Here is a 20181-nt window from a genome sequence, read left to right on the forward strand (position 1 = left end):
CCCTGCTCACTCACGCGATGGGAACAGACTTTCCTTCCCCGTGACCCTCGTGGCCGTGATAGCGCAGCAGGAGCATCGCGGCGTCGTCGTGGGGCGGGCCGCCTGCATGCTGGGCGAGATCAGCGCGCAGCGCCTCCAGGGCGCGATGCGCGTCCGGGTCCTTCAGGAGGTGGGCCCGTTCGCCGACGGGGTAGAAACGCCCCTCCTCGTCGCGGGCCTCGGTGACTCCGTCGGTGTACAGCAGGAGCTGTTCCCCGGGGGCGAAGTCCACCCGGTAGGGCACCGGCCCCTCGCTCCCGTGGGCGCCCAGCCCCAGCGGAAGGGCGAAGGAGGGCGGTTGAGGGAAGTCGACGGTGCCGTTCCGCCGCACGACCATAGGGGCCGGATGGCCGTAGTTGAGGAAGACCGCCTCGCTGTCCGTGCCGATCTGGCCGAGGATCGCGGTGACGAACTTCTCACCCTCCAGCTCCCGGGCCACGCTCCGCTCCAGCCGCTCGCCGAGCCCCAGCAGGTCCGGCTCGTCGTGAGCCGCCTCCCGGAATGCGCCGAGCACCACGGCAGCCGTCTCCACCGCGGCCAGACCCTTGCCCTGGACATCACCGACGATCACGCGGATGCCGTGCGGCGAGGCCACCACCTCGTACAGGTCCCCGCCGATGCGCGCCTCAGCGACCGCCGAGGTGTACGAGACCGCCGCCTGTAGCGGACCCGCGGTCAGCGGTACCGGCCGTAGCAGCACCCGCTGTGCGACCTCAGCGATCGACCGCACACTGGCCAGCTCCGCTTCCCTGCGCGAACGCATCACGGCCGCCGCGACACCCACGCCGGTGACACCTGCCACCGAGGCCAGCGCGGTGTAACCGCGGCGTTCCTCGAACAGGCCGTCGTACACACCGAGTGCCACGCACAGCACGAGGGCCGCGAGCCCGAATACCGCCGTACGGCGCCATCCGCCGACCAGTCCTGCGAACGCGGGTCCGAGCGAGACGAGCGGGAGGAAACCGATGCCAGGACCGGCCACGACGTCCATCACCGCGACCACCGCCATAACCACGACCGGCGTGCAGGACAGAACCGCCCCACTCGACGGTGGTTTCCGGTCCGTCATCACACACTCCAGCGGTCTCGCGGCTGTCGAGAGCCGCCCACCGTTCCCGCAGGCACCCCTCCCCCACCTTTAGACTATGCAAAGGTGGCTCCCGCGACACCGTTCCAACTTCAGGTCCTTTACCCAATCGAGTCCGGGAGCCGGTATCCCGGATGCACGGAAGGCGACGATGGCAGACAGAGACACCGGAACCAGCCTCCCGCAACGGCCCACGGGATGGCGGCGCCTGGCCCTGCGCCTGCCGGTCCTGCTCTTCCGCGCGGGACTGGGCCCTCTCCTCGGAAAGCGGCTCCTACTACTGCACCACACCGGCCGTCTGACCGATCGGGATCACATGACGGCCCTCGAAGTGGTGACCCACGACCCCGCCACCGCGAGCTGGACCGTGGCCTCCGGCTTCGGCCCGAAGGCCGACTGGTACCGGAACCTGCGCGCGCAGCCGAAGACCCTCATCCAGGTCGGTAACCGCCCGCTCGCCGTCACCGCCCACTTCCTTGCTCCCGAGGAAGGCGCCGACATCATGGCCGAGTACGCGTGCCGGCATCCGCGCACAGCCCGACGCCTGTGCACGTTCATGAGCCTTCGAACAGACGGCACAGAGGCGTCGTACCGCAAGGTCGGCCGGGAGATTCCCTTTGTGCGACTGGCCGGCGAGACAACGCGTGGGCACACGCGACGCCCCTGACGGCTCGGCAGCCCGCCCGCTAGATCGGCACCGAAAATGACCGCCCGATTGGCGCTCTTATTTTGCACTATGCAATAATCGGCATGGGGAGTCGAGCCGACGGCCGCTCGCCCTTCGACGCCCAGGAGTGATCAGGAGTGATGACGGCACGATCACGCGGCGCAGGGCACCTCGGCGGCCGTCGGCGGACTTCCCGGAGCACGGCTGTCTGATCGCGCGGCTTCACCCGGAGGGAAGAGAGCACATGACCACCTCAGGGCCGGACGGCGAAGAAGTGCCGCACGAGCCGGCCGCCATGCCCGCAGCGGACGAGGTCTGGCTGAGATTCCTGATGGACTGCGAGCAGGCCATCCGCGCGTCCGCCCCAAGGGAGCCCTCGGCACAGAAGCGGATGTCCCCACTTCATCCTCCTCACCGCAAGCCGTACCGGACAGCGCGACCGGAACCGCGCCTCCGCAACACACGGGCCGACAACAGGACAGACGTCGAGGGCGACCCATGGCACCCGGACGATCCGTGGCCGCCCTGGCGGGACCTCGACGGCCCCGCCAAGTTCCGTCGCATCGGCCGCGTGATCGCCACGGCCGCCGCGATCGCCGTAGCCCTGGGCGCCTGGTCCATGCTGTCCACAAGGGCGGGCGTGCCGGGTGACGAGTCGGGCGACGCCACCATTCCGCCTCACCTCACCGCGGTCGAGCCCACCCCATACGCGTCCCCCGTGGACTGAGCTCCCGCCGGACCTGACACGTGAGTAGCGACCGCTGTCGCTCGACGACGTGGCGCGCCAGGCCCCAAAGACGCTCAGCGTCCACGCGAGCGGGCTGAACGCACCTCCACAAGGCGAAGCATTCGAGTAAGGCAGGGAGGCGTGCCGACCGGATCCACCCCCGCACCACCGCCCGCGCTCCAAGCCCGTAACCTGCACAAGTCCTACGGCAAGCACCGTGTCCTGCGCGGTGCTGACCTCACTGTCGCCCCCGGCCGACTCGTCGCCGTCGTCGGCGAGAACGGCGCCGGCAAGTCCACCCTGCTCAAAGCGCTGGCCGGCACCCTCAGCGTGGACCGCGGCCGGATCATTCTGTCCGGCACACTCGGCTACTGCCCCCAGGACCCCGTCCTCAACGGCAGCCTGACCGTCGCACAGCACTTGCGCCACTTCGCCGCCGCCCACCACCTGCCCGACCTCGACCGCGGCCACGAGCTGGTGCACCTGCTCAGCTAGGAAAGATACGAGCAGACCGTCGTCGACGAACTCTCCGGTGGCACCCGGCAGAAGCTCAACCTCACCCTGGCCCTGCTGCACGACCCGGACGTCCTGCTCCTCGACGAGCCCTACCAGGGCTTCGGCTGGGAGACCTACCTCCGCTTCTGGGACCTGGCCGAGGATCTGCGCGCCCGCGACAAGGCCGTCGTGGTCATCACCCACCTCGTGTTCGAGCAGGACGGCTTCGACGTTCTGGCCGACCTTGTCGATGGCCGCCTGTCCCTGCGTACGGCCGCCGAAGGGGACCGCCATGTCAACGCCTGAGGCTCCCGTACAGCGGCCGCTGTACGGGCAGTTCCCCACGGCCCTGCGCTTCTCGGTGCGCGACCAGACCCGCAATCGTCTCGCCGGACTGCTGCTCGTGCTCTTCGTGCCCGTCTGGTACCTGGTGATGGACGCGCCGGCCTCAGGCGAGACGCTGGACTTCAAGCTGTACGCGACCGTCGGGGTACTGCATGTCGAAGGCGGCCGGCTCACACTGATCTCCGCGGGCGTCAACTCTGTGACGATGATCGCCGGTTTCGTCGTCTTCGACGCCGTCCGCAAGGCGCTCGCCTTCGACCGGCGCCTCGTCTTCGTTGGATGCCGGCAGTCCACCCTCGTCGGCGCCAAGTCCCTCGCCGTCGCCGTGGTCGCGGCGGCGATCGCCCTGTACACCGCGCTCGCAATCCTGTTCTTCTGGCGCCCGACGGCAGGCGGCTGGTTCGCCGTCCTCGCCGGGTACACGGTGATAGCCCTCACCTACGGCGCCCTCGGACTGCTCCTCGGCGTGCTCGTCAAACGTGACCTGGAGGGCTTCTTCCTCATCATCATGGGCGGCCTGATGGACACCTTCCTGCAGAACCCGCTGGGCAACCCCCTCGCTAACAAGCCCGTCCTGCAATGGTTCCCGTCCTTCGGCCCGATGCAGTTCGCGGCCGGCGGAGCCTTCGGGCACACCGCGCTGTGGGGCCGCCTCGCCCTCGGCCCGGCCTGGGCCGCCGGACTCGGTCTCCTGGGGCTCCTGATCTTCCGGGTCCGCACCCGCGTCCGGACCCGCCCGGTACGCAGGGCGCGGTAGCAGGACACTCCCGGGAGAGGACATCCGACTCGCACCACGAGACGACGTATGACCGTGGTCTCGTGGCCAGCTGAAGTCATGCTTCTCATTTCGAGCCCCACGCCCTCGAAGTCATCTTCTCCGCGACAGAGTCGGCTCAGGGACCGTTCCCGAGCCGACGACCTTCGTGGTCGGCCGGGCCACACCTGTACGTGGCTCCGACGAATTCCAGCACGTGAAGCGCCCGCATCGCGCGGTCATCGCGCACATCCCAGCCGTCAATCCGCCGACAGGTCACGTCATGGACCCGACCCACGGAGAGTCTGGACCTCGGCACCACCCAACTCACCCTGGCATGCGCACCACGGACCACGGGCGCCGCCACGTTCAGAGCCGCCGCATCCTCGTCGACAGACGCTTGGTTCCCCCTTTCCTGGCCGCCGTCAGCGGCTCTTCACGGCCACGACTCCACATCGGTGGCACGGACGGCCGAGAACCATGGCATTATGCAAAGGTGAACCGCCGCACCGTGCACCAGCAAGGGCCCGCGGCGGGTCTGGAGCGCCGGGAAGCCTGGTCGGCACGACGATTTGGCGTACCGGCGAGAGGGGTAACCGTGTCCACGATCCAGGTGGCACTCAACTGGGCCATGCGCCTCGACGGAGCCCTCGGCGTAGCCGTCGTCGACTACGTCAGCCGCATGACACTGGGCACCAAGAGCCGCCGCGCGGACCTCGACCTGGACCTGGCGGCCCACGCCTGCACCGATGTGGTGCGCGCGCATCTGTCCGCACTGCAGCTGACCGGCCACAAGCCGGAACGGATCGAGGACATCATGGTCACCCTCGACACCGAACTCCACCTCATCCGCCCGCTGAACCGCCGCGTCCACGAAGGTCTCTTCCTCATTCTCATCCTGGACCGCGAACGGGCGCGACCAGACCTCGTACGCAGTGAACTCCCTGGCATCGAAGCCCTGTTGTGAGGATGGACGGGCCCAGGCGCCCGTCCGCCTTGGCTGAGGTCCACAGCCCCACCTGGGCACTCGTCAAAGGCCCCCGCACGCGAACCTGTCGATCGTCGCCGATGGCGACGCTTGTCGCACGATCAGCACGTTTGGAGATCTGACGTGGTCAGACGTATGGCGGACAACGCCTTCCGTAGCGAGCAGGAAAGAGACCGGTACGCACCGCATGTACGCGCAGTCAACGAGATGGTCGACCAACTGCGCGACCAGGACGGCCGAGGCTGGATGCCGCACGTGGCGCCCTGGCACGGAGGCGTGGAGGCACGCGTGCTGAGCGTTCTCCGGGATCCCGGTCCCAAGACCCAGGACGGCACGGGCTCGGGTTTCCTCTGCGTGGAAAACGACGACGCCACTGCCGAACGGCAGTGCACCGGCTTCACCAAGGCCGGCATAGAGGCACGCGACACGCTGCCCTGGAACGCCTACCCCTGGTACATCAACCGTGCACCGAACGCCGAAGAACGCGGGGCCGGGATAACGGTCTTGGCACGCCTGCTTGCGCTGCTTCCCCGACTCGCAGTAGTCCTCTTGCAGGGAGTCGACGCCCAAAACTCCTGGCGACGGCTCGAGAGGACCCACCCACACCTCATACAGGACGGCGGCTACCAGGTCGTCAGCACCTATCATCCCGGCCGGCAGGCCCTGTGGTCACCGGATCCAGACGTCCGTGCCGCCCGGGAGCAGCACCGACTCGAGTCCTATCAGCTGGTGGCGAAGCTGCTCCGGCAGTAGCCGCGGCGCCGCTTCCCAAACTCCCGGCCGTGCATTGGCCCGACGTTGCGCTGCCGTCGAGGGAGTCACGTCCGGGCGCCTGCAACGAACGAGCGGCGTCATGTCCCGCTAGGTGGTCTGGGCATGGCCGCCGGCTTCGATGATTCCGATCCTGGTCCCGGCACACATCCAGGCTGCAGGACGGATGCCGACGGGAGCCAGCGCGGTCCAGTGGTGAGCGACAACATGGACGTGGCGCACCGATGGGGGGTTGACCTCGGCCTCCACCTGCCGCGGCCCTTCGCCTGTGGAGGACTCTTGGGTGGAGCCGAGAGGGCCCCGACCGATTGACCGGAGCCCGCTCGCCGACCGCGGCGCTGGAGGTCAGTGGCTGCCGGTGAGTTCGCCGCTGAGCTTCTGGTGGATCTGGGCACTGGGCTGGTTCAGACCGATGATCTCGACTTCCTTACCGCGTTGGGCGTACTTGGTCTCGATCGCGTCGAGGGCAGCGACGGAGGAGGCGTCCCAGATGTGAGTGTCGGACAGGTCGATGACGACCTTGCCCGGGTCGGTGGCGTAATTGAACTGCGTGACCAGGTCGTTGGAGGAGGCGAAGAACAGCTCACCCGTGACCCGGTAGACAACCGTGTTGCCGTCGGGGTCGACGACTGCGGTGACCTCGGCGAGGTGCGCGACGCGCTTGGCGAAGATCACCATGGCCGTGACGGTACCGACGACCACGCCGATGGCCAGGTTGTGGGTGGCGACCACGACGGCAACGGTGAGCGCCATGACGGTGATCTCCCCCGTCGGCATCCGCTTCAGCGTCCTGGGGGCGATGGAGTGCCAGTCGAAGGTCGCGAAGGACACCATCACCATCACGGCGACGAGCGCGGCCATGGGAATGTCGGAGACGACCGGGCCGAAGACGATGCACAGCACCATCAGGAAGGCACCTGCGAGGAAGGTCGACAGTCGTGTGCGGGCTCCGGACACCCTCACGTTGATCATCGTCTGCCCGATCATGGCGCAGCCGCCCATGCCGCCGAAGAAGCCGGTGACGATGTTGGCGATGCCCTGGCCGATGGACTCGCGGGTCTTGTTGGAGCGGGTGTCCGTGATGTCGTCGACCAGCTTGGCGGTCATCAGCGACTCCATCAGGCCGACCAGCGCCATGGCGAGCGCGTAGGGCGCGATGGTCGTGAGGGTGTCGAGGGAGAACGGCACGTCCGGAAGACCGGGGGTGGGCAGCGAGGACGGCAGGGTTCCCTTGTCACCGACGGTTGGCACCGAGATCCCGGCCGCGACCGTGATCACCGTAAGGATGAGGATGGAGACGAGCGGCGCCGGGATCACCCTGGTGACCTTCGGGAAGAAGACCATCAGCGCGAGCCCGCCGACGATCAGCGGATAGACGGCCCACGGCACGTCGTGCATCTCCGGCACCTGAGCCATGAAGATCAGGACGGCGAGCGCGTTGACGAAGCCGACCATCACACTGCGCGGCACGAACCGCATCAGCTTGGCGACCCCGACCGCGCCGAGGACGACCTGGAGGAGTCCAGCCAGAATGACGGCGGCGACGAGGTAGCCGAAGCCATGCTCCCGGTTCAGAGGCGCGATGACGAGGGCGACGGCACCGGTCGCGGCGGAGATCATGGCGCGGCGGCCGCCGACGACGGAGATCGTCACGGCCATGGTGAACGACGCGAACAGTCCGATCGCCGGGTCGACGCCGGCGATGATCGAGAACGAGATCGCCTCGGGAATCAGCGCGAGGGCGACCACCAGGCCGGCCAGGACTTCGGCGCGCCAGACCTTCGGGTCGTTCAACCAGTCGGGACGCAGACCGCGCAGCCGCGCGGCAGGAGACACAGCAGCAGAAGACAAGGAGTTGGGCACCTGTCGTGCTCGGGCACGCCCGGCCGGCGAACGCCGGGGACGTGCGGGACGCGCGGAGGCCGGGCCGACGCTCCGCTGACAGCCCGAGAAACGGGCCGGAAGTCGCAAAGGGTGGAGTCGTGTGCGGTGGGCGGCACGCACGAGGCAGCCGGGCGGCTCACGCAAGGGGGCGAAGGGTCACGGCGGGCAGGCGGCGGCGATCAAAATCACGGGTTCACGCACGCTCTCTCCTGCAAGAATTGGATATTCGCCGGGGGCGCCATAGGCCCCAGAACGGCAGCAGTGGGACAGCTGGCCCGCCCTCACCCTCAACGACACTACCCTAACGTTAGAGTAGAGACTGGTGGGGTCGTACAGGCAACCCCACGAAGGAGAAGGGCCAGGAACCGCGAGCGTGGACGACAAGCACATGCAGATCGGCGAGGTCGCGGGACGGACGGAGCTGTCTCTGCGCACCATCCGGCACTACGAGGAAACCGGCCTGGTCATCCCCTCTGCCCGCTCCCAGGGCGGCTTCCGCCTCTACACCGAGACCGACGTCGCCCGGCTCATGGTCATCCGTCGGATGAAACCCCTCGGCTTCACCCTGGAGCAGATGCGCGACCTGCTGGACGCCACAGATCGCCTGGACGGCCACGATGCACTCGACGCCAGCGAACGCGAGGCCTTGCTCAAGCGCGTGCGCACCTACCAGCGGGCAGCCGCCGAACAGGTGGAGAAGCTGCGCATCCAACTGGCCCGCGCCGAAGACTTCGCCGCTACCTTGGACGCCCGACTGGAGCAGAACACACCGGTCGCTCACTTCTAGAACCGCGGCATCACGTCATCAATTCGCTGTCCGGCGAGGTCGCCGAGGGCACCCACAGCCTGCTCGCCCCGCTGAGGGACCTGTTCACCGCGGTGTTCTTCGTCTTCTTCGGCCTGCACACCGACCCCGCGAGCATCCCACCGGTCCTTACTGCCCGCACTCGCCCTGGCCGCCGTCACTACCCTGACAAAGATCGTGACCGGCTGTTTGGGCCGCCCACCGGGCCGGGATCGACCCCAAAGGGCGCCGGCGGGCCGGCGGCACCCTGGTCGCACGCGGCGAGTTCTCCATCGTCATCGCCGGACTCGCCGTGACCGCCGGAATCGAGCCCTCCCTCGGGCCCCTGGCCACCGCCTACGTCCTGATCCTCGTCCTTCTCGGCCCTGTCACCGCCCGCTACCCGGAACCGCTGGCCGCTCGCCTGCTCGAACGACTCCGACACCAGCCGGCCATCGAGCCGCAGGACATCACGCGCCCGCCGAGCAACCAACGCCCACGAAACCCTCGCCGACCAGGACGCCGTCGGCCACGCGTGAGCACGGGCCAACGCCTGGCGGACACGAAGCAGCTGAGTCCGGACAACTGCATGGTGCTGTCCATGACCCACGGACCGCGCCGGGCGAGCAGCATGACAACGGATCGCGAGAAGCGCGGGCACCTTTCTTGCCGAGGTCCGGCAATGTCTCGCCCGGCCACAGGGCGCATCAACAACCTGTCATTGCCACGTAAAGAACGTGTATGGTTCCCAGCGGTGTGCCGGGAAGTCTGGTCGGCGGTTGGAGGACAGCTCTCTTCACCGATCGGGGGTCCGGATCATGGTGCTCGTCGTGGTTTTCGGAGTGGCACTGCTCATCGCGGTCCTGCTGTCAGGGCTCGCCGCCCGGACCGTCCTGTCCACCTCACTGCTCTTCCTGGTCGGTGGCGCGCTCGTCAGCGATGGCTTCCTCGGTCTGATCCACATCACCCCGGACAGCGAGATCGTGTCCGTCACAGCGGACCTGGCACTGTTCGCCGTGCTGTTCACCGACGGCATGCACGTCTCGTTCCCCAAGCTGCGCGCCAACTGGCGCAACCCGGCCCGCGCACTCGGGCTCGGCATGCCACTCGCCTTCGTCGGGGCGGCGCTCATCACGCACTTTCTGGTCGGCCTCGACTGGACGACGTCGTTCCTTGTGGGGGCCGTCCTGGCGCCCACTGACCCTGTGTTCGCCTCGGCGATCGTCGGGCGCAAGGAAGTCCCGGCGAAGCTGCGGCAGCTGCTGAACGTGGAGAGCGGCATCAACGACGGGCTCGCCCTGCCGGTCGTGCTCATCCTGATCGCCGCGGCCGGCCCCACCTCCGTTCACGCCGAGGCCGATCTCGGAAAGATCGCGCTGGAGCTGGTCCTGGGGCTGGTCTTCGGCGTCGTCCTCCCCTTCGTCGTGATCGAGCTCGTACGCTTCCGGCTGCTGGGCGCCGAGCCCAAGCTCCAGCCCCTGCTGCCGCTGGCGATCGGTGTGATCCTTTACGCCGTCTGTCACCTCACGCACGCCAACCCCTATCTCGCCGCGTTCTCCGCGGGCGCCGTCCTGACCGCGCGCTCCCTGGAGGCGAAGGCGGCGTTCGAGCCACTGGGCGAAGCCCTGGCGGAGCTGGCCAAGTTCGCGGCCCTGCTGGTGTTCGGCGCGCTGCTGACACCACAGCTGTTCGGGGATCTGTCGTTCGGCGGGTACGCCGTGGTGGTCCTGGCCATCGTGCTGATCCGGCCCGCCTCACTGCTGCTGTCACTGGTCGGCACCCGGTTCACGCGGCAGGAGAAGCTGGTCGCCGCCTGGTTCGGGCCGAAAGGCTTCGCCTCCGTCGTGTACGGGCTGCTGGTGCTCCAGGCAGGGATCCCGCAGGGCGAGGATGCATTCACACTGATCGCCGTGTGCATCGCCTTCTCGATCATCGCGCACAGCTCCACCGACGTCCCGATCGCCCGCATGTTCCATGTGGACGACCTCGCCGCATTGGACGCTGGCATCCCCGTCTCCCGAACCAGCAAGGAGAGCGGCCGTGTCGGCGCGTGAACTCACTGGGTCCTACCCGCCCGTGTCCACTGAAGACGACGCCGCTGAAGCGGTCCGACTGCTGGTCGACCACAAGCTGCCGGGGCTGCTGGTCGCCGATCGCGACGAGCAGCCGGACGCCATCCTGCCCGGCTCGCAGCCCATGGGGCGGCTCGTGCCCGAGTACGCGTTGGATGCCCCGATACTCGTGGCGGTGATCGACGATCGGAATCTCAACGAGGTGCCAGGTGGGCTTGCCGGGCGCACGGTGGCCGAGTGGCAGTCGCGCCGAAGGTTCCGTCCGCCCACGGCCGGTCCGGACACGAGCGTCATGCACATCACGGCCCTCAAGTCCCGTACGCACACTCCGCCGGTCGCCGTCGTCGAACGCGACGGCGACCGCACCCGGTTCGCGGGCGCTGTCCCGGCCGCCCGCCTGACGCAACGACTCGTCGGAGGAACGTGAACGACTGGCACGGCTGGGCGGCGATCGCCGTATTCGTGGTCACGTACGGCCTGATCATCAGCGAGAAGATCCATCGCGTCGGCGCGGCCCTGGGCGGGGCGGCGCTGATGCTGGCCATCGGCGCCACCGACGACAAGTCAGCCTTCTTCTCCGAGCATTCCGGAGTGGACTGGAACGTCATCTTCCTGCTCATGGGCATGATGATGATCGTCGGCGTGCTCAAGAAGACCGGCATGTTCGAGTACCTGGCCATCTGGGCGGTGAAGAGGGCGCGGGCCCGCCCGTTCCGGGTGATGGTGATGCTCGTCGTCATCACCGCCCTCGCCTCGGCTCTCCTCGACAACGTCACCACCGTGCTGCTGATCGCCCCGGTGACGCTGCTGGTGTGCGAGCGGCTCGCGCTTCCCGCCGCCCCGTTCCTGATCGCCGAGGTGTTCGCCTCCAACATCGGCGGCACCGCCACCCTGGTCGGCGACCCGCCCAACATCATCATCGCCAGCCGGGCCGGCCTGACCTTCAACGACTTCCTGATCCACCTCGCCCCACTGTCCGCGCTCCTCACCATCGTGCTCGTGCTGCTGTGCCGGTGGCTGTTCCGCACGTCGTTCGTCTACGACGGGACACGCGCCGAAGAGATCATGGCGCTGGAGGAGAAGGAGGCCATCAAGGACCCCCGGCTGCTCATGCAGGGCCTGGCTGTCCTCGTCCTGGTGGTCGCCGGATTCGTTCTCCACCCCGTCCTGCACTACGAACCCAGCGTCGTCGCCCTCCTCGGCGCGGGCCTGCTGATCGCCGTCTCCACCGTGGAGACCGGCGACATCCTCCAAGAGGTCGAGTGGCCCACCCTCGCCTTCTTCGCGGGCCTGTTCATCATGATCGGCGGGCTGATCGAGACCGGCGTGATCGGGGAGATCTCGCGATCTCTGGCGGGCGCCATCGGCGACAACGAACTCGGCGGCTCCATGCTGCTGCTCACCGCCTCGGCCGTGCTCTCCGGCGTCGTGGACAACATCCCCTACGTCGCCACCATGGCCCCGATCACCGCCGACCTGGTGCACAACATGGGCGGCGCGAGCGACCACGTCATGTGGTGGGCGCTGGCCATCGGCGCGGACCTCGGCGGCAACGCCACCGCGATCGGCGCCAGCGCCAACGTGGTCGTCCTCGGCATCGCCGAACGCAACCGGCAGCCCATCTCCTTCTGGCAGTTCACCAAGTACGGCCTGGTCGTCACCGCCGTCACCGTGGGGCTGTCCGTACTGTACGTGTGGCTGCGCTACTTCGTCCTCGCCTGACAAGAAGGTGACGGATGCGCGAACATCCGCGTAGGGGTCTCGTCAACGTGCTGGCTCCGGAGCGGCGGGGGTACGACCCTGGGCACAGGGACGTTTTCAGCAGATGAGGAGCCCGCCGTGCGCGCGCGTGACCTGGCGGTCGAATACGAGACAGTGAGCGTCGACAGCGACGCCATGGAAGCCGCCAGACTGATGGCCGAGCACCGGCTGCCGGGCCTGCTCGTGCTGGACGAACGGGGCGAGCCGAAGGCGATCCTGCCCGCCTCCCAGATGGTCAAGGTGCTGGTGCCCGCCTATGTGATCGAGGACCCGACACTCGCCGCGGTCGTGGACGAGAAACACGCCGACCGACTGTGCGCAGCGCTTGCGGGCCGCCGGGTGGGCGACTGCCTGCCCGGCAGGGCGGAACCTCCGCCAGTCGCGGATCCCGACGACACCGCGCTGGAGGTGGCCGCGTTGATGGCCCGGGTGCGCAGCCCGCTGGTGGCGGTCGCGGAGCGAACCACCGCCGGACCGGATAGGCGGGAGAAGGACCGTGCGCACCTCCTCGGTGTGATCACCGCCTCACACCTGCTGCACGAACTGCTGGGAGCGGCGGAACCACCGGACGCGACGTGAGCAGCCGTGGTGCGACTCGCGCAGGACCTACTTCAGGTCGGACGCCCGGAGGATCCCGCGGCACGCCTCACCGTCGATACGCCGGGCCATACTCTCCACCACCGGCATGCCGTACAGCAGCGTGCCCTGTTCCAGAGAATGCCGGGCCCCCTGCTCAAGGTGGTGCCACAGCAGTGGGTTGGCGACCTGGACCCGCGGGTTCAGTTCCAACCGGCCCCCTGACGCGTCGCTGAGCACGAGCCGCTGGGTGACTCCGTCGACCATCCGCACCGCCACCAGACGGGCCGTGCACATGCGCCGACGGATGAACAGTCCTCGTGCGACGTGGCTGTTGTCCACAGCAGCCACCCGCGGCGGCAGCAGGATGATCGTGAACTGCACGCCCAGTGCCGCCCACCAGACCAGCCGCACGCCTGAGAACCCCGAGTGCCTCCAGTCGATCAGCACCAGGGCGCCAAGGAGCAGGGGCACCGTACAGAAGCGCGCTGCGTGCCTCCTGTGCCCAGTAACGGTCCAGGACCGCACTCTCCCTTTCCGTACTGCGGACTTCACTGCGCGGGGCACACCTTCTTCTGCATTACGCCATACGGGCCAGAGCAGAGACTCGGCCCTGCTGCGGCTTCCCTCGTGACAGAAGGTCTGGCACCCACCCGTGATCCTGCGCTCAGGTGGCCCGGTTGCGTGCCGTGGGTCAAGCGGAGCCGGGTTCGACGACGAAAAGCACCAGCCCAGGGCGTCGAGATCGATGTCCGCGTCGAAGCTGTCCACGGCCGACGGCGCCCGCTCTCGATGCCGGGGACCGGCGTCGGCTCTCTCCCGAGTGCTCACCAAACGTCATCATGCACGGTCAACGTGCGCACCCGCATTGCCGGTCACCAGCAGAGTTCATTAGGGTCTGGATGCCGGTGGCCGTTGAAGAAGCGTCACGGAGACATCAAGAGCGCGGGGGACGTCGTGCCGGAGCGGGACATACCCGAGCTGTATCTGGACGGCTATGCCCGCATCCTCGCGGAGGTCTCGGCCACCGGCCGACGTCTCACCCGCGAGGAGATCGAGTCCCGACGCGCACTCGGCGAACAGGCCGCGGAGGCCGGTCACGGTCTGCGCGCCCTGGTCGGCGCGCACCTCGCCGCGGCCCGCGCCTGCTGGCCGGATGTCCCCGGCTCGGCCGACGGCACCCTGGCCGCCGTCCAGCAGGTCATCGACGCCTTCGCCGAGGGCTACGAACACGCCCAGCGCCTGGCCGTGCGTCAGGAGGAGGCCGCCCGCCGGGAGTTCATCGACGACCTCCTCTACGGCCGCAGCGACCTGGGCCGCCTCGCCGAACGCGCCGAACGCTTCGGGCTGCGCCTGTCCCACGCCCACGCCGTGGCGGTCGCCCAGGGACCGGCCGCGTACGACGAGGGCAGTGCGGTGCCGCGGCAGGTCGAACAGGCTCTGATCGCGCGCTTCGGCAACCGCAACGTCCTGCTCACCACCAAGGACGGGCAACTGCTGTGCATCGCCCCCGGCCACGAGAACGAGGTCCTGCCCTACTTCGCCAAACAGGCACACGCCGCCACCGACGGCGGCCGGGTCGCCATCGGCCGCCCGCAGCCCGGCCCCGGCGGGGTTGTCCAGTCGTACGAAGAAGCCCTGAGTGCCCTGGAGATGGCCGAACGCCTGGGCCTCGAGGAGCCGGTCCTGCGCGCCACCGACATGCTCGTGTACCCCGTCCTCACCCGCGACCGCCAGGCCATGGCCGACCTCGTGGTGAACACACTCGGCCCGCTCACCACCGCACGGGGCGGTGCGCAGCCTCTCCTGGACACCCTCACCACCTACTTCGACTCCGGCTGTGTCGCGGCCGAGGCCGCCCGCCGCCTCTCCTTGAGCGTGCGGGCCATGACCTACCGTCTGGAACGCATCCACCAGCTCACCGGCGCCAATCCGGCCGACGCGGCCCACCGCTACATGCTCCAGACCGCCGTCATCGGCGCCCGCCTCCTCGACTGGCCCACCGTGGAGCTCCCGCAGCCGAGCCGCACGTAAGAAAAGCGGTTTCCGCGACCGCGCCCGTCTCTGCGGCGAAAGCCACTGAATCACTGTCGAAGCCCGCTTGGTGCAGATCGTAGGTCATCGTGCGACTTCGCAGTTCGCGAGGACCAGCAATGCCCTGACCAGGGCGGTCTCCGAGATGGGCTCGGTGCGCACCTTGCCGAGGACGCGCCGGTTCTTGAGGTGTCCAAAGCCGTGCCCGACGGGCGCCCTGACGGCCTCCAGTGCCGTTATGGACAGCTTCTGGCCTGGCGTCAGGGGCCGGTTCCGGGCGGCCTTGAATCGCAGGCACGCCTGGGGAATGGGACCCTGTCGACGGGACTGGGACATGCTTACTTCGCAGTCGGCCGGGAGGGCAGGCAGGGGTGCCGGACGGGCGCGCGACATCTCACCCCTCCCCGCGGGCGGTAGCCGGGCGGGCCGCGTGCCGGGCGTCCGGGGTCGCTGTGAGACGGCGTGGGTCGGCGGCACGGTCGATCGCTGTCTCCACGGCCGCGACCCTGTCGGCGAGCAGCCCCAGGGCGGCGACGGCTCGTGCGAGGGGATCGCTGTCCGGGCCGCCGAGGGTCTGGGTACGCACGTACGCCGCTTTCAGCTCGGCCCAGCGCACCGCCGACTCGTCAGTCAGCGTGCCACGCAACGCGGCGAGCTTGAGCAGGTTGGCCTCAGCGGCGTTGGTGAGCGTCTGGGCCTCGGCCGTGTAGTGGTCGTCGACCAGTACGGCCACTTCCGTGTCGTTCATGACCGGCTGGATGCGCTGGGCGATCTTGTTCATGTTGCGGTACGAGCCCTGGAGCTGGAAGGGCGGCTCGGTGCGGGTGGTGTCGGACTGGGCCGCCGAAGCGATGTAGGCCGCGTTGACCGCCAGGACCGTCTCACGGGCCGTCAGCAGGTGGTGCAGGACGGCCAGGACCCGCTCCAGCTCGGCGGGGGTGTACGGGTGTGTGAGACGGTCGGCGCGGGCCGTCGGGTCACTCCCGGCCAGGCGGATCAGCAGGTCGAGGTCGGTGCGGTCGCGGCCGGCGAGCGGGGCGAGGACCGGGTTGGCGGTGAGCGCGTTCTCGATGAAGCTGAGCGCGAAGGCGTCCTCCTTGCCGGTCAGGACGTCACCGAGGTTCCACACGTCGGCGCGGTTGGCGAGCATGTCGGGGATGCGGAAGCGGCTGCCGGACTCGGTGTACGGGTTGCCGGCCATACAGACGGCGAAGCGCTTGCCGCGCAGGTCGTAGGTGCGCGGCTCGCCGTCCCGCACGCCGTCGATGCGGCGGGTGGCGTCGCACAGCGGGATGAACTTCTGCAGCAGCTCGGGCGAGGTGTGCTGGATGTCGTCCAGGTACAGCAGCGTGTTGTTGCCCGCCTCCAACGCGAAGTTGATCTTCTCGATCTCCCGGCGGGCGGTGGCGTTCGGGGCCTCGGCCGGGTCCAGTGAGGTCACGGCGTGCCCCAGCGCCGGACCGCTGATCTTCACGAGCAGGAGACCGAGGCGGTCGGCGACGTACTCCATGAGCGTCGTCTTGCCGTAGCCGGGCGGGGAGATGAGCAGCAGCAGGCCGCCGGTGTCGGTGCGCTTGGACTCGCCGGTGGTGCCGAGCTGCTTGGCGAGGCTGTCGCCGACCAACGGCAGGTACACCTCGTCGATGAGCTTGCTCCGTACGAACGCGGACATGACGCGTGGCCGATGCTCGTCCAGCCGGAGACGTGTGCGCTCAGCGGCCACCAACGCCGTCCGGCGCCGCTGGTAGGCGCGGTGGGCCGGAACCTCGTTTGTCCGGAAGTCCTCTGTACGGGCCACTAGTTCGTCGACGCGGACGGTGAGCGTGCGGTCGCTGATGCGCGGGTGGGTGCCGAGAAGGCCCTCGACGGTGGCGGTGAGGGTCGCGGCGGACTCGTAGCGTGGCAGGTCCGGGCAGAGCTGGTCGGTCACCGCCTCGGCCAGGTCGTCAGGGGTGACCTCGGCGCCGGTCGAGGTGGAGTACGACGTCAGCCACGCCTCGACCAGCTGCCTGCGCGCGGGCAGGTCGGGGAGGACGGCGAGGTCGTCGTCGTAGGCCGATCTGTCCACCGTACGGCCGAACTTGTCGAGGAGCGTGCGGGTGCCGACGCTGATGACGAAGCCGTCGGGGCCGCTGGTCAGCTCTTCGAAAAGGTAGGCGGCCGCCGCTTGGGTGCCGATGGCTTCCGCCAGTTCGGCCCGCAGGTCGTCGATGGCAGGCGCGAACCCGAAGGTGTCCCGGGCGCGTGCCAGCGACACCGCTCGCCGGGTCCAGCTCTCGCGTTCCTCGGCTGTCGTGCCGTGAGCCCAGAACAGCTGGGCGGCGGCGCGGGCTGCGGGCTCGTGGCGCAGCGAGCCGGCGTCCTCGTGCAGGCGCAGGAGTGTCGTGAGGATCAGGACCGCGTCGTGGTCGTGGACTCCCCGTTGGTGGCCCTCGTCGTACGCCGCCTCCGCCGCCTGCCGGACGAGGGCGGGCAGGTCGGCCTCCGCCAGAGCCTCGGGTCCGTGTTCGGCCAGCAGGCGTGCGGCGAGGTGCTCGGCACGGTAGACCTCGGGTGACTCCGAGGGCAGCGGGCGGTCCCAGTAGGGGCGGGTGGCGGCGAAGTCGGGGTCCGTGACCGGCGAGCGGTAGTCGGTGCCGGTGAGACCTCGCTCGTCGGGGTGGTCTCGTTGACGGCGCGCGTGATGGACAGGCAGTCGGAGATGCCGCGGACGAGGTCCGCGTTGCCGACGCGGGCGAGCGGGCCGGTGCCGACGGGCTGGGCGGCGGCGTGGGTGTCGGAAACGTAGGGGGAGTTCCACAGCTGGAGCGGGTGGACGCGCTGCGGCTCATCGCTGTCGGCACGCAGCACCATCAGCGCGCCGTCGTCGAAGAGGGCCCAGCCGTGGCAGGACAGCGGGGTGACGGTCTCCTTGCGGATCATGTTGTACGGCAGCAGCAGGCTGCGGCCCTCCACACGCGCGTGGAACGCGAACAGCACGTCCTCACCGTTCGGGGAACGCACGACCCGCTCGAACTCCAGGTCCGCAGTGTCGATGCCGTCGAATGTCTTGTACGTCCCGGTGGCAAGGCAGTAGCCGCCGGGGAAGACGATCCCCTGGTCCTCGGGCAGGGCACGGCATGCTCGGCCGATGCCGTCGAGCCGGACGACGCTCTTGGTGAGCGTGTTGAACACGAGGTAGCGGTGAACGTCCTCGTTGTAGGGACGGATGTCCAAGAGGATGAGGGGGCCCACACGCGCGTACGAGATGTCTGCGTCGGCGAGGGATTGCAGCGGTTCGGTGACCGACTCGGCGTAGATCCCCTCGCCGGTCTCGGTGCTGTCCTCCACCTTGACGGTCAGCGTGCCGCCGACCGTCTGGACGAAGACCTCACCCTCGATGGAGACATGTGGGTGACGGCCGAGGACGTGGTGCTCCCGGCTCGTCTGCTTCCATGCGAAGTCGTGGGAGGGCGGGAAGACGTGGTCGCGGTCGCCACGCGCGTCCAGGAAGGTCGCCCGGCCGTCGTCGGTCAGCGCCCAGCGCAGGACTCGGATGTCGCCGGTCTTCTCGCCGGTCTGGAAGACGGCCAGCAACCTGCCGTCGACGCGGCGGAGTTGGAGAAGGTGGGCCTGGCGGTAGTAGCGGTACAGGGCGGCGAACTCGTGGACGAAGACGGGGTCGTCGAGCAGGCCGGGCACGGCATGCTCAGGCAGCCGGTTCAGGTCACGGTCGTACAGGGCGAAGACGTCGCCCACCGTCACCTCCGGTTTCAGGCCGAGGAAGACGTTGTGGCCGAAGAGGAGTGTCTCGCCGACGGCGACGACGTCGCGGGGCACGCAGTTGTGCTCGGTGCGCAGCCGTCGGGTGCTCGTCAGCTCCAGCCGGCTGGCGCCGAACTCCTCGGTCCGCAGAGCGTTCAGCGCCTCGGCGCGCCGGGCGAGTTCGGCGGCCTGCGCGGTGAGACGGTCGCGCAGCACCTCGTACGTGCCGGTGTCCAGACCGGTGGTCCCGGTGGTCATGGAGTCCCTCTCGGAAGTCGGAGCGACGCGGTCCGGAGCTGCCGTCCCCTGTGCGGCAGCTCCGGACCACGGGTCGGGATCGGGCCGTGGCAGTGCGAGTCAGACCCGGTGGCGGTCAGGGCCTGACGCTGCCGTTGAGCGCGGCCAGCGAGGTGTCGGCGAGGCCCAGCTCGCCTGCCTTGTCCAGGAGCTGCCGGAGCTGTCCGGCTTCCGCGCCGCCGTTGTTCATGAGCTTCATCAGCAGCGCGGAGACGGTGAGGTTCTGCACATCGGCCGTGGAGACCGAGGCGAGAATCCGGCTCAGGTCGTCGGTGAAGCCGGAAGTGCCGTCCAGCCAGGGCTTCGCGAGGGCCTGCGCGGTCTCGGAGTGCTGCACGAAGCCGTCGACGCTCTTGCCGAGTGCGATCGAGGACATCAGTCGGTCGAAGAAGACCGACTCCCCGCCGACGATGTTGATGTCGGCGTTCTCCAGCCCGGTGGCCAGCACGGTGGCCTGCGCCTCGGCGACCTGCCGCTGCACGTCGAGTCCGGCGAGCCGGATGTCCTTCTCCGCCTGCAGCCGCAGCCGGTACTCCTCGTGACCGCGGGAGGCGTCGTCGAGGGCGGCCATCGCGGCGGCCTTCTCGGTGAGACCGGCGGCCTCGGCCTTGAGCTTCTCGCCGATGGCCTGCGCCTCGGCCATCGCCTGCGCCTTGGTGCCCTCGGCCTCGGCGAGCATCCGGGCCTGGGCCGCCCCGGCTTCCGCACGGCCGGCCTTCTCGATGACCTCGGCCTCCTTGTCACGGACCTGCACAGCGGCCAGCCCTTCGGCGGCGGCCTCCGCCTGCACACCCTCGGCGAGCCGCGCCTTTGCCCGCGCGTCGAGGTCCGCCGACTTCAACCGCGCCTCGGCCAGCGTGAGTTCCTCTGCCGCACGGTGGGTGGCGGCCTGCTCGGCGGCCTCTGCGGCCTTGATGTCCTTGACCAGCCTCTCCTGCGCCTCGGCCTCGGCGGCGATGATCACGGTCTGACGGTCGCGCTCCGCCTGCTCGACAGCGCGCAGCTTCTTGATGGACTCCTCCTGCTCGGCGACCGTACGGTCCACCGCAACCCGCTCCCGCACGACCTCGGCGATCTCCCGCTTCTCCGCCTCGACCTCCTTCTGTGCGGCGATCCGGGTCAGCTCCGTCTCCCGCTCCCGGGCGATGACCTCCAG

The 20181-nt window shown here is 69.0% G+C and carries 14 protein-coding genes and 4 pseudogenes; 13 read left to right on the top strand and 5 right to left on the bottom strand.

Features of this window, described 5'->3' with window-relative positions; genetic code table 11:
• Positions 1-10 precede the first annotated feature (10 nt).
• Entirely contained in the window at positions 11-1108 is a 1098-nt protein-coding gene (locus tag ACIP6U_RS46850; RefSeq protein ID WP_401729456.1) for a PP2C family protein-serine/threonine phosphatase, read from the bottom strand.
• A gap of 169 nt (positions 1109-1277) precedes the next feature.
• On the opposite strand from ACIP6U_RS46850, the gene ACIP6U_RS46855 reads away from it, so the two are divergent.
• The 6 genes and pseudogenes from ACIP6U_RS46855 to ACIP6U_RS46880 all read left to right on the top strand — a co-directional run bounded on the left by ACIP6U_RS46855 (position 1278) and on the right by ACIP6U_RS46880 (position 5855).
• Positions 1278-1793: a nitroreductase family deazaflavin-dependent oxidoreductase gene (locus tag ACIP6U_RS46855; protein WP_401729457.1), complete on the top strand. Its 516-nt coding sequence runs from the start codon at positions 1278-1280 to the stop codon at positions 1791-1793.
• 244 nt (positions 1794-2037) lie between these two features.
• Complete coding sequence (locus tag ACIP6U_RS46860) at positions 2038-2520, top strand: hypothetical protein (RefSeq protein ID WP_401729459.1); 483 nt, start codon at positions 2038-2040, stop codon at positions 2518-2520.
• Positions 2521-2661: 141 nt separating this feature from the next.
• Positions 2662-3321, top strand: a pseudogene (locus ACIP6U_RS46865) (ATP-binding cassette domain-containing protein).
• On the top strand, positions 3308-4117 hold the full coding sequence (locus tag ACIP6U_RS46870) for a hypothetical protein (RefSeq protein WP_401729461.1): 810 nt from the start codon (positions 3308-3310) through the stop codon (positions 4115-4117). The pseudogene ACIP6U_RS46865 and the gene ACIP6U_RS46870 overlap by 14 nt, the downstream one beginning before the upstream one ends.
• 595 nt (positions 4118-4712) lie before the next feature.
• Positions 4713-5081 carry a hypothetical protein gene (locus ACIP6U_RS46875; protein ID WP_401729463.1) on the top strand — a complete coding sequence of 123 codons (369 nt, stop codon included), beginning with the start codon at positions 4713-4715 and terminating at the stop codon, positions 5079-5081.
• 156 nt (positions 5082-5237) lie between these two features.
• On the top strand, positions 5238-5855 hold the full coding sequence (locus tag ACIP6U_RS46880; protein WP_401729464.1) for a uracil-DNA glycosylase: 618 nt from the start codon (positions 5238-5240) through the stop codon (positions 5853-5855).
• Positions 5856-6218: 363 nt separating this feature from the next.
• On the opposite strand, the gene ACIP6U_RS46885 is transcribed toward ACIP6U_RS46880, so the two are convergent.
• On the bottom strand, positions 6219-7709 hold the full coding sequence (locus ACIP6U_RS46885; protein WP_401729466.1) for a SulP family inorganic anion transporter: 1491 nt from the start codon (positions 7707-7709) through the stop codon (positions 6219-6221).
• A gap of 421 nt (positions 7710-8130) precedes the next feature.
• Here ACIP6U_RS46885 and ACIP6U_RS46890 point away from each other — a divergent pair, with 421 nt between their 5' ends.
• The 6 genes and pseudogenes from ACIP6U_RS46890 (at position 8131) to ACIP6U_RS46915 (ending at position 12953) form a co-directional block, all read left to right on the top strand.
• Complete coding sequence (locus ACIP6U_RS46890) at positions 8131-8544, top strand: MerR family transcriptional regulator (protein ID WP_401729467.1); 414 nt, start codon at positions 8131-8133, stop codon at positions 8542-8544.
• A gap of 23 nt (positions 8545-8567) precedes the next feature.
• Positions 8568-9004 (top strand): annotated as a pseudogene (locus ACIP6U_RS46895) (cation:proton antiporter); the annotation flags it as partial.
• A gap of 355 nt (positions 9005-9359) precedes the next feature.
• On the top strand, positions 9360-10595 hold the full coding sequence (locus ACIP6U_RS46900; RefSeq protein WP_401729468.1) for a cation:proton antiporter: 1236 nt from the start codon (positions 9360-9362) through the stop codon (positions 10593-10595).
• Between the two features lie 22 nt (positions 10596-10617).
• On the top strand, positions 10618-11040 hold the full coding sequence (locus tag ACIP6U_RS46905; protein WP_401729470.1) for a hypothetical protein: 423 nt from the start codon (positions 10618-10620) through the stop codon (positions 11038-11040).
• A complete protein-coding gene (locus tag ACIP6U_RS46910; RefSeq protein WP_401729472.1) occupies positions 11037-12335 on the top strand; it encodes an SLC13 family permease in 1299 nt (432 codons plus the stop codon). Before ACIP6U_RS46905 ends, ACIP6U_RS46910 begins: the two co-directional genes overlap by 4 nt.
• A gap of 117 nt (positions 12336-12452) precedes the next feature.
• On the top strand, positions 12453-12953 hold the full coding sequence (locus ACIP6U_RS46915) for a CBS domain-containing protein (RefSeq protein WP_401729473.1): 501 nt from the start codon (positions 12453-12455) through the stop codon (positions 12951-12953).
• Between the two features lie 27 nt (positions 12954-12980).
• On the opposite strand, the gene ACIP6U_RS46920 is transcribed toward ACIP6U_RS46915, so the two are convergent.
• Positions 12981-13424: a hypothetical protein gene (locus tag ACIP6U_RS46920; RefSeq protein ID WP_401729475.1), complete on the bottom strand. Its 444-nt coding sequence runs from the start codon at positions 13422-13424 to the stop codon at positions 12981-12983.
• Between the two features lie 483 nt (positions 13425-13907).
• Here ACIP6U_RS46920 and ACIP6U_RS46925 point away from each other — a divergent pair, with 483 nt between their 5' ends.
• Positions 13908-14984 (top strand): PucR family transcriptional regulator, encoded by a 1077-nt coding sequence (locus tag ACIP6U_RS46925; protein WP_401729480.1) that lies wholly within the window; start codon positions 13908-13910, stop codon positions 14982-14984.
• Positions 14985-15378: 394 nt separating this feature from the next.
• Here ACIP6U_RS46925 and ACIP6U_RS46930 read toward each other — a convergent pair.
• Positions 15379-18986: pseudogene (locus ACIP6U_RS46930) on the bottom strand (DNA repair ATPase).
• Positions 18987-19101: 115 nt separating this feature from the next.
• A pseudogene (locus ACIP6U_RS46935) lies at positions 19102-20181 on the bottom strand (flotillin family protein); the annotation flags it as partial.

The sequence above is a fragment of the Streptomyces sp. NPDC088794 genome, from assembly GCF_044750545.1.
Classification (GTDB): domain Bacteria; phylum Actinomycetota; class Actinomycetes; order Streptomycetales; family Streptomycetaceae; genus Streptomyces.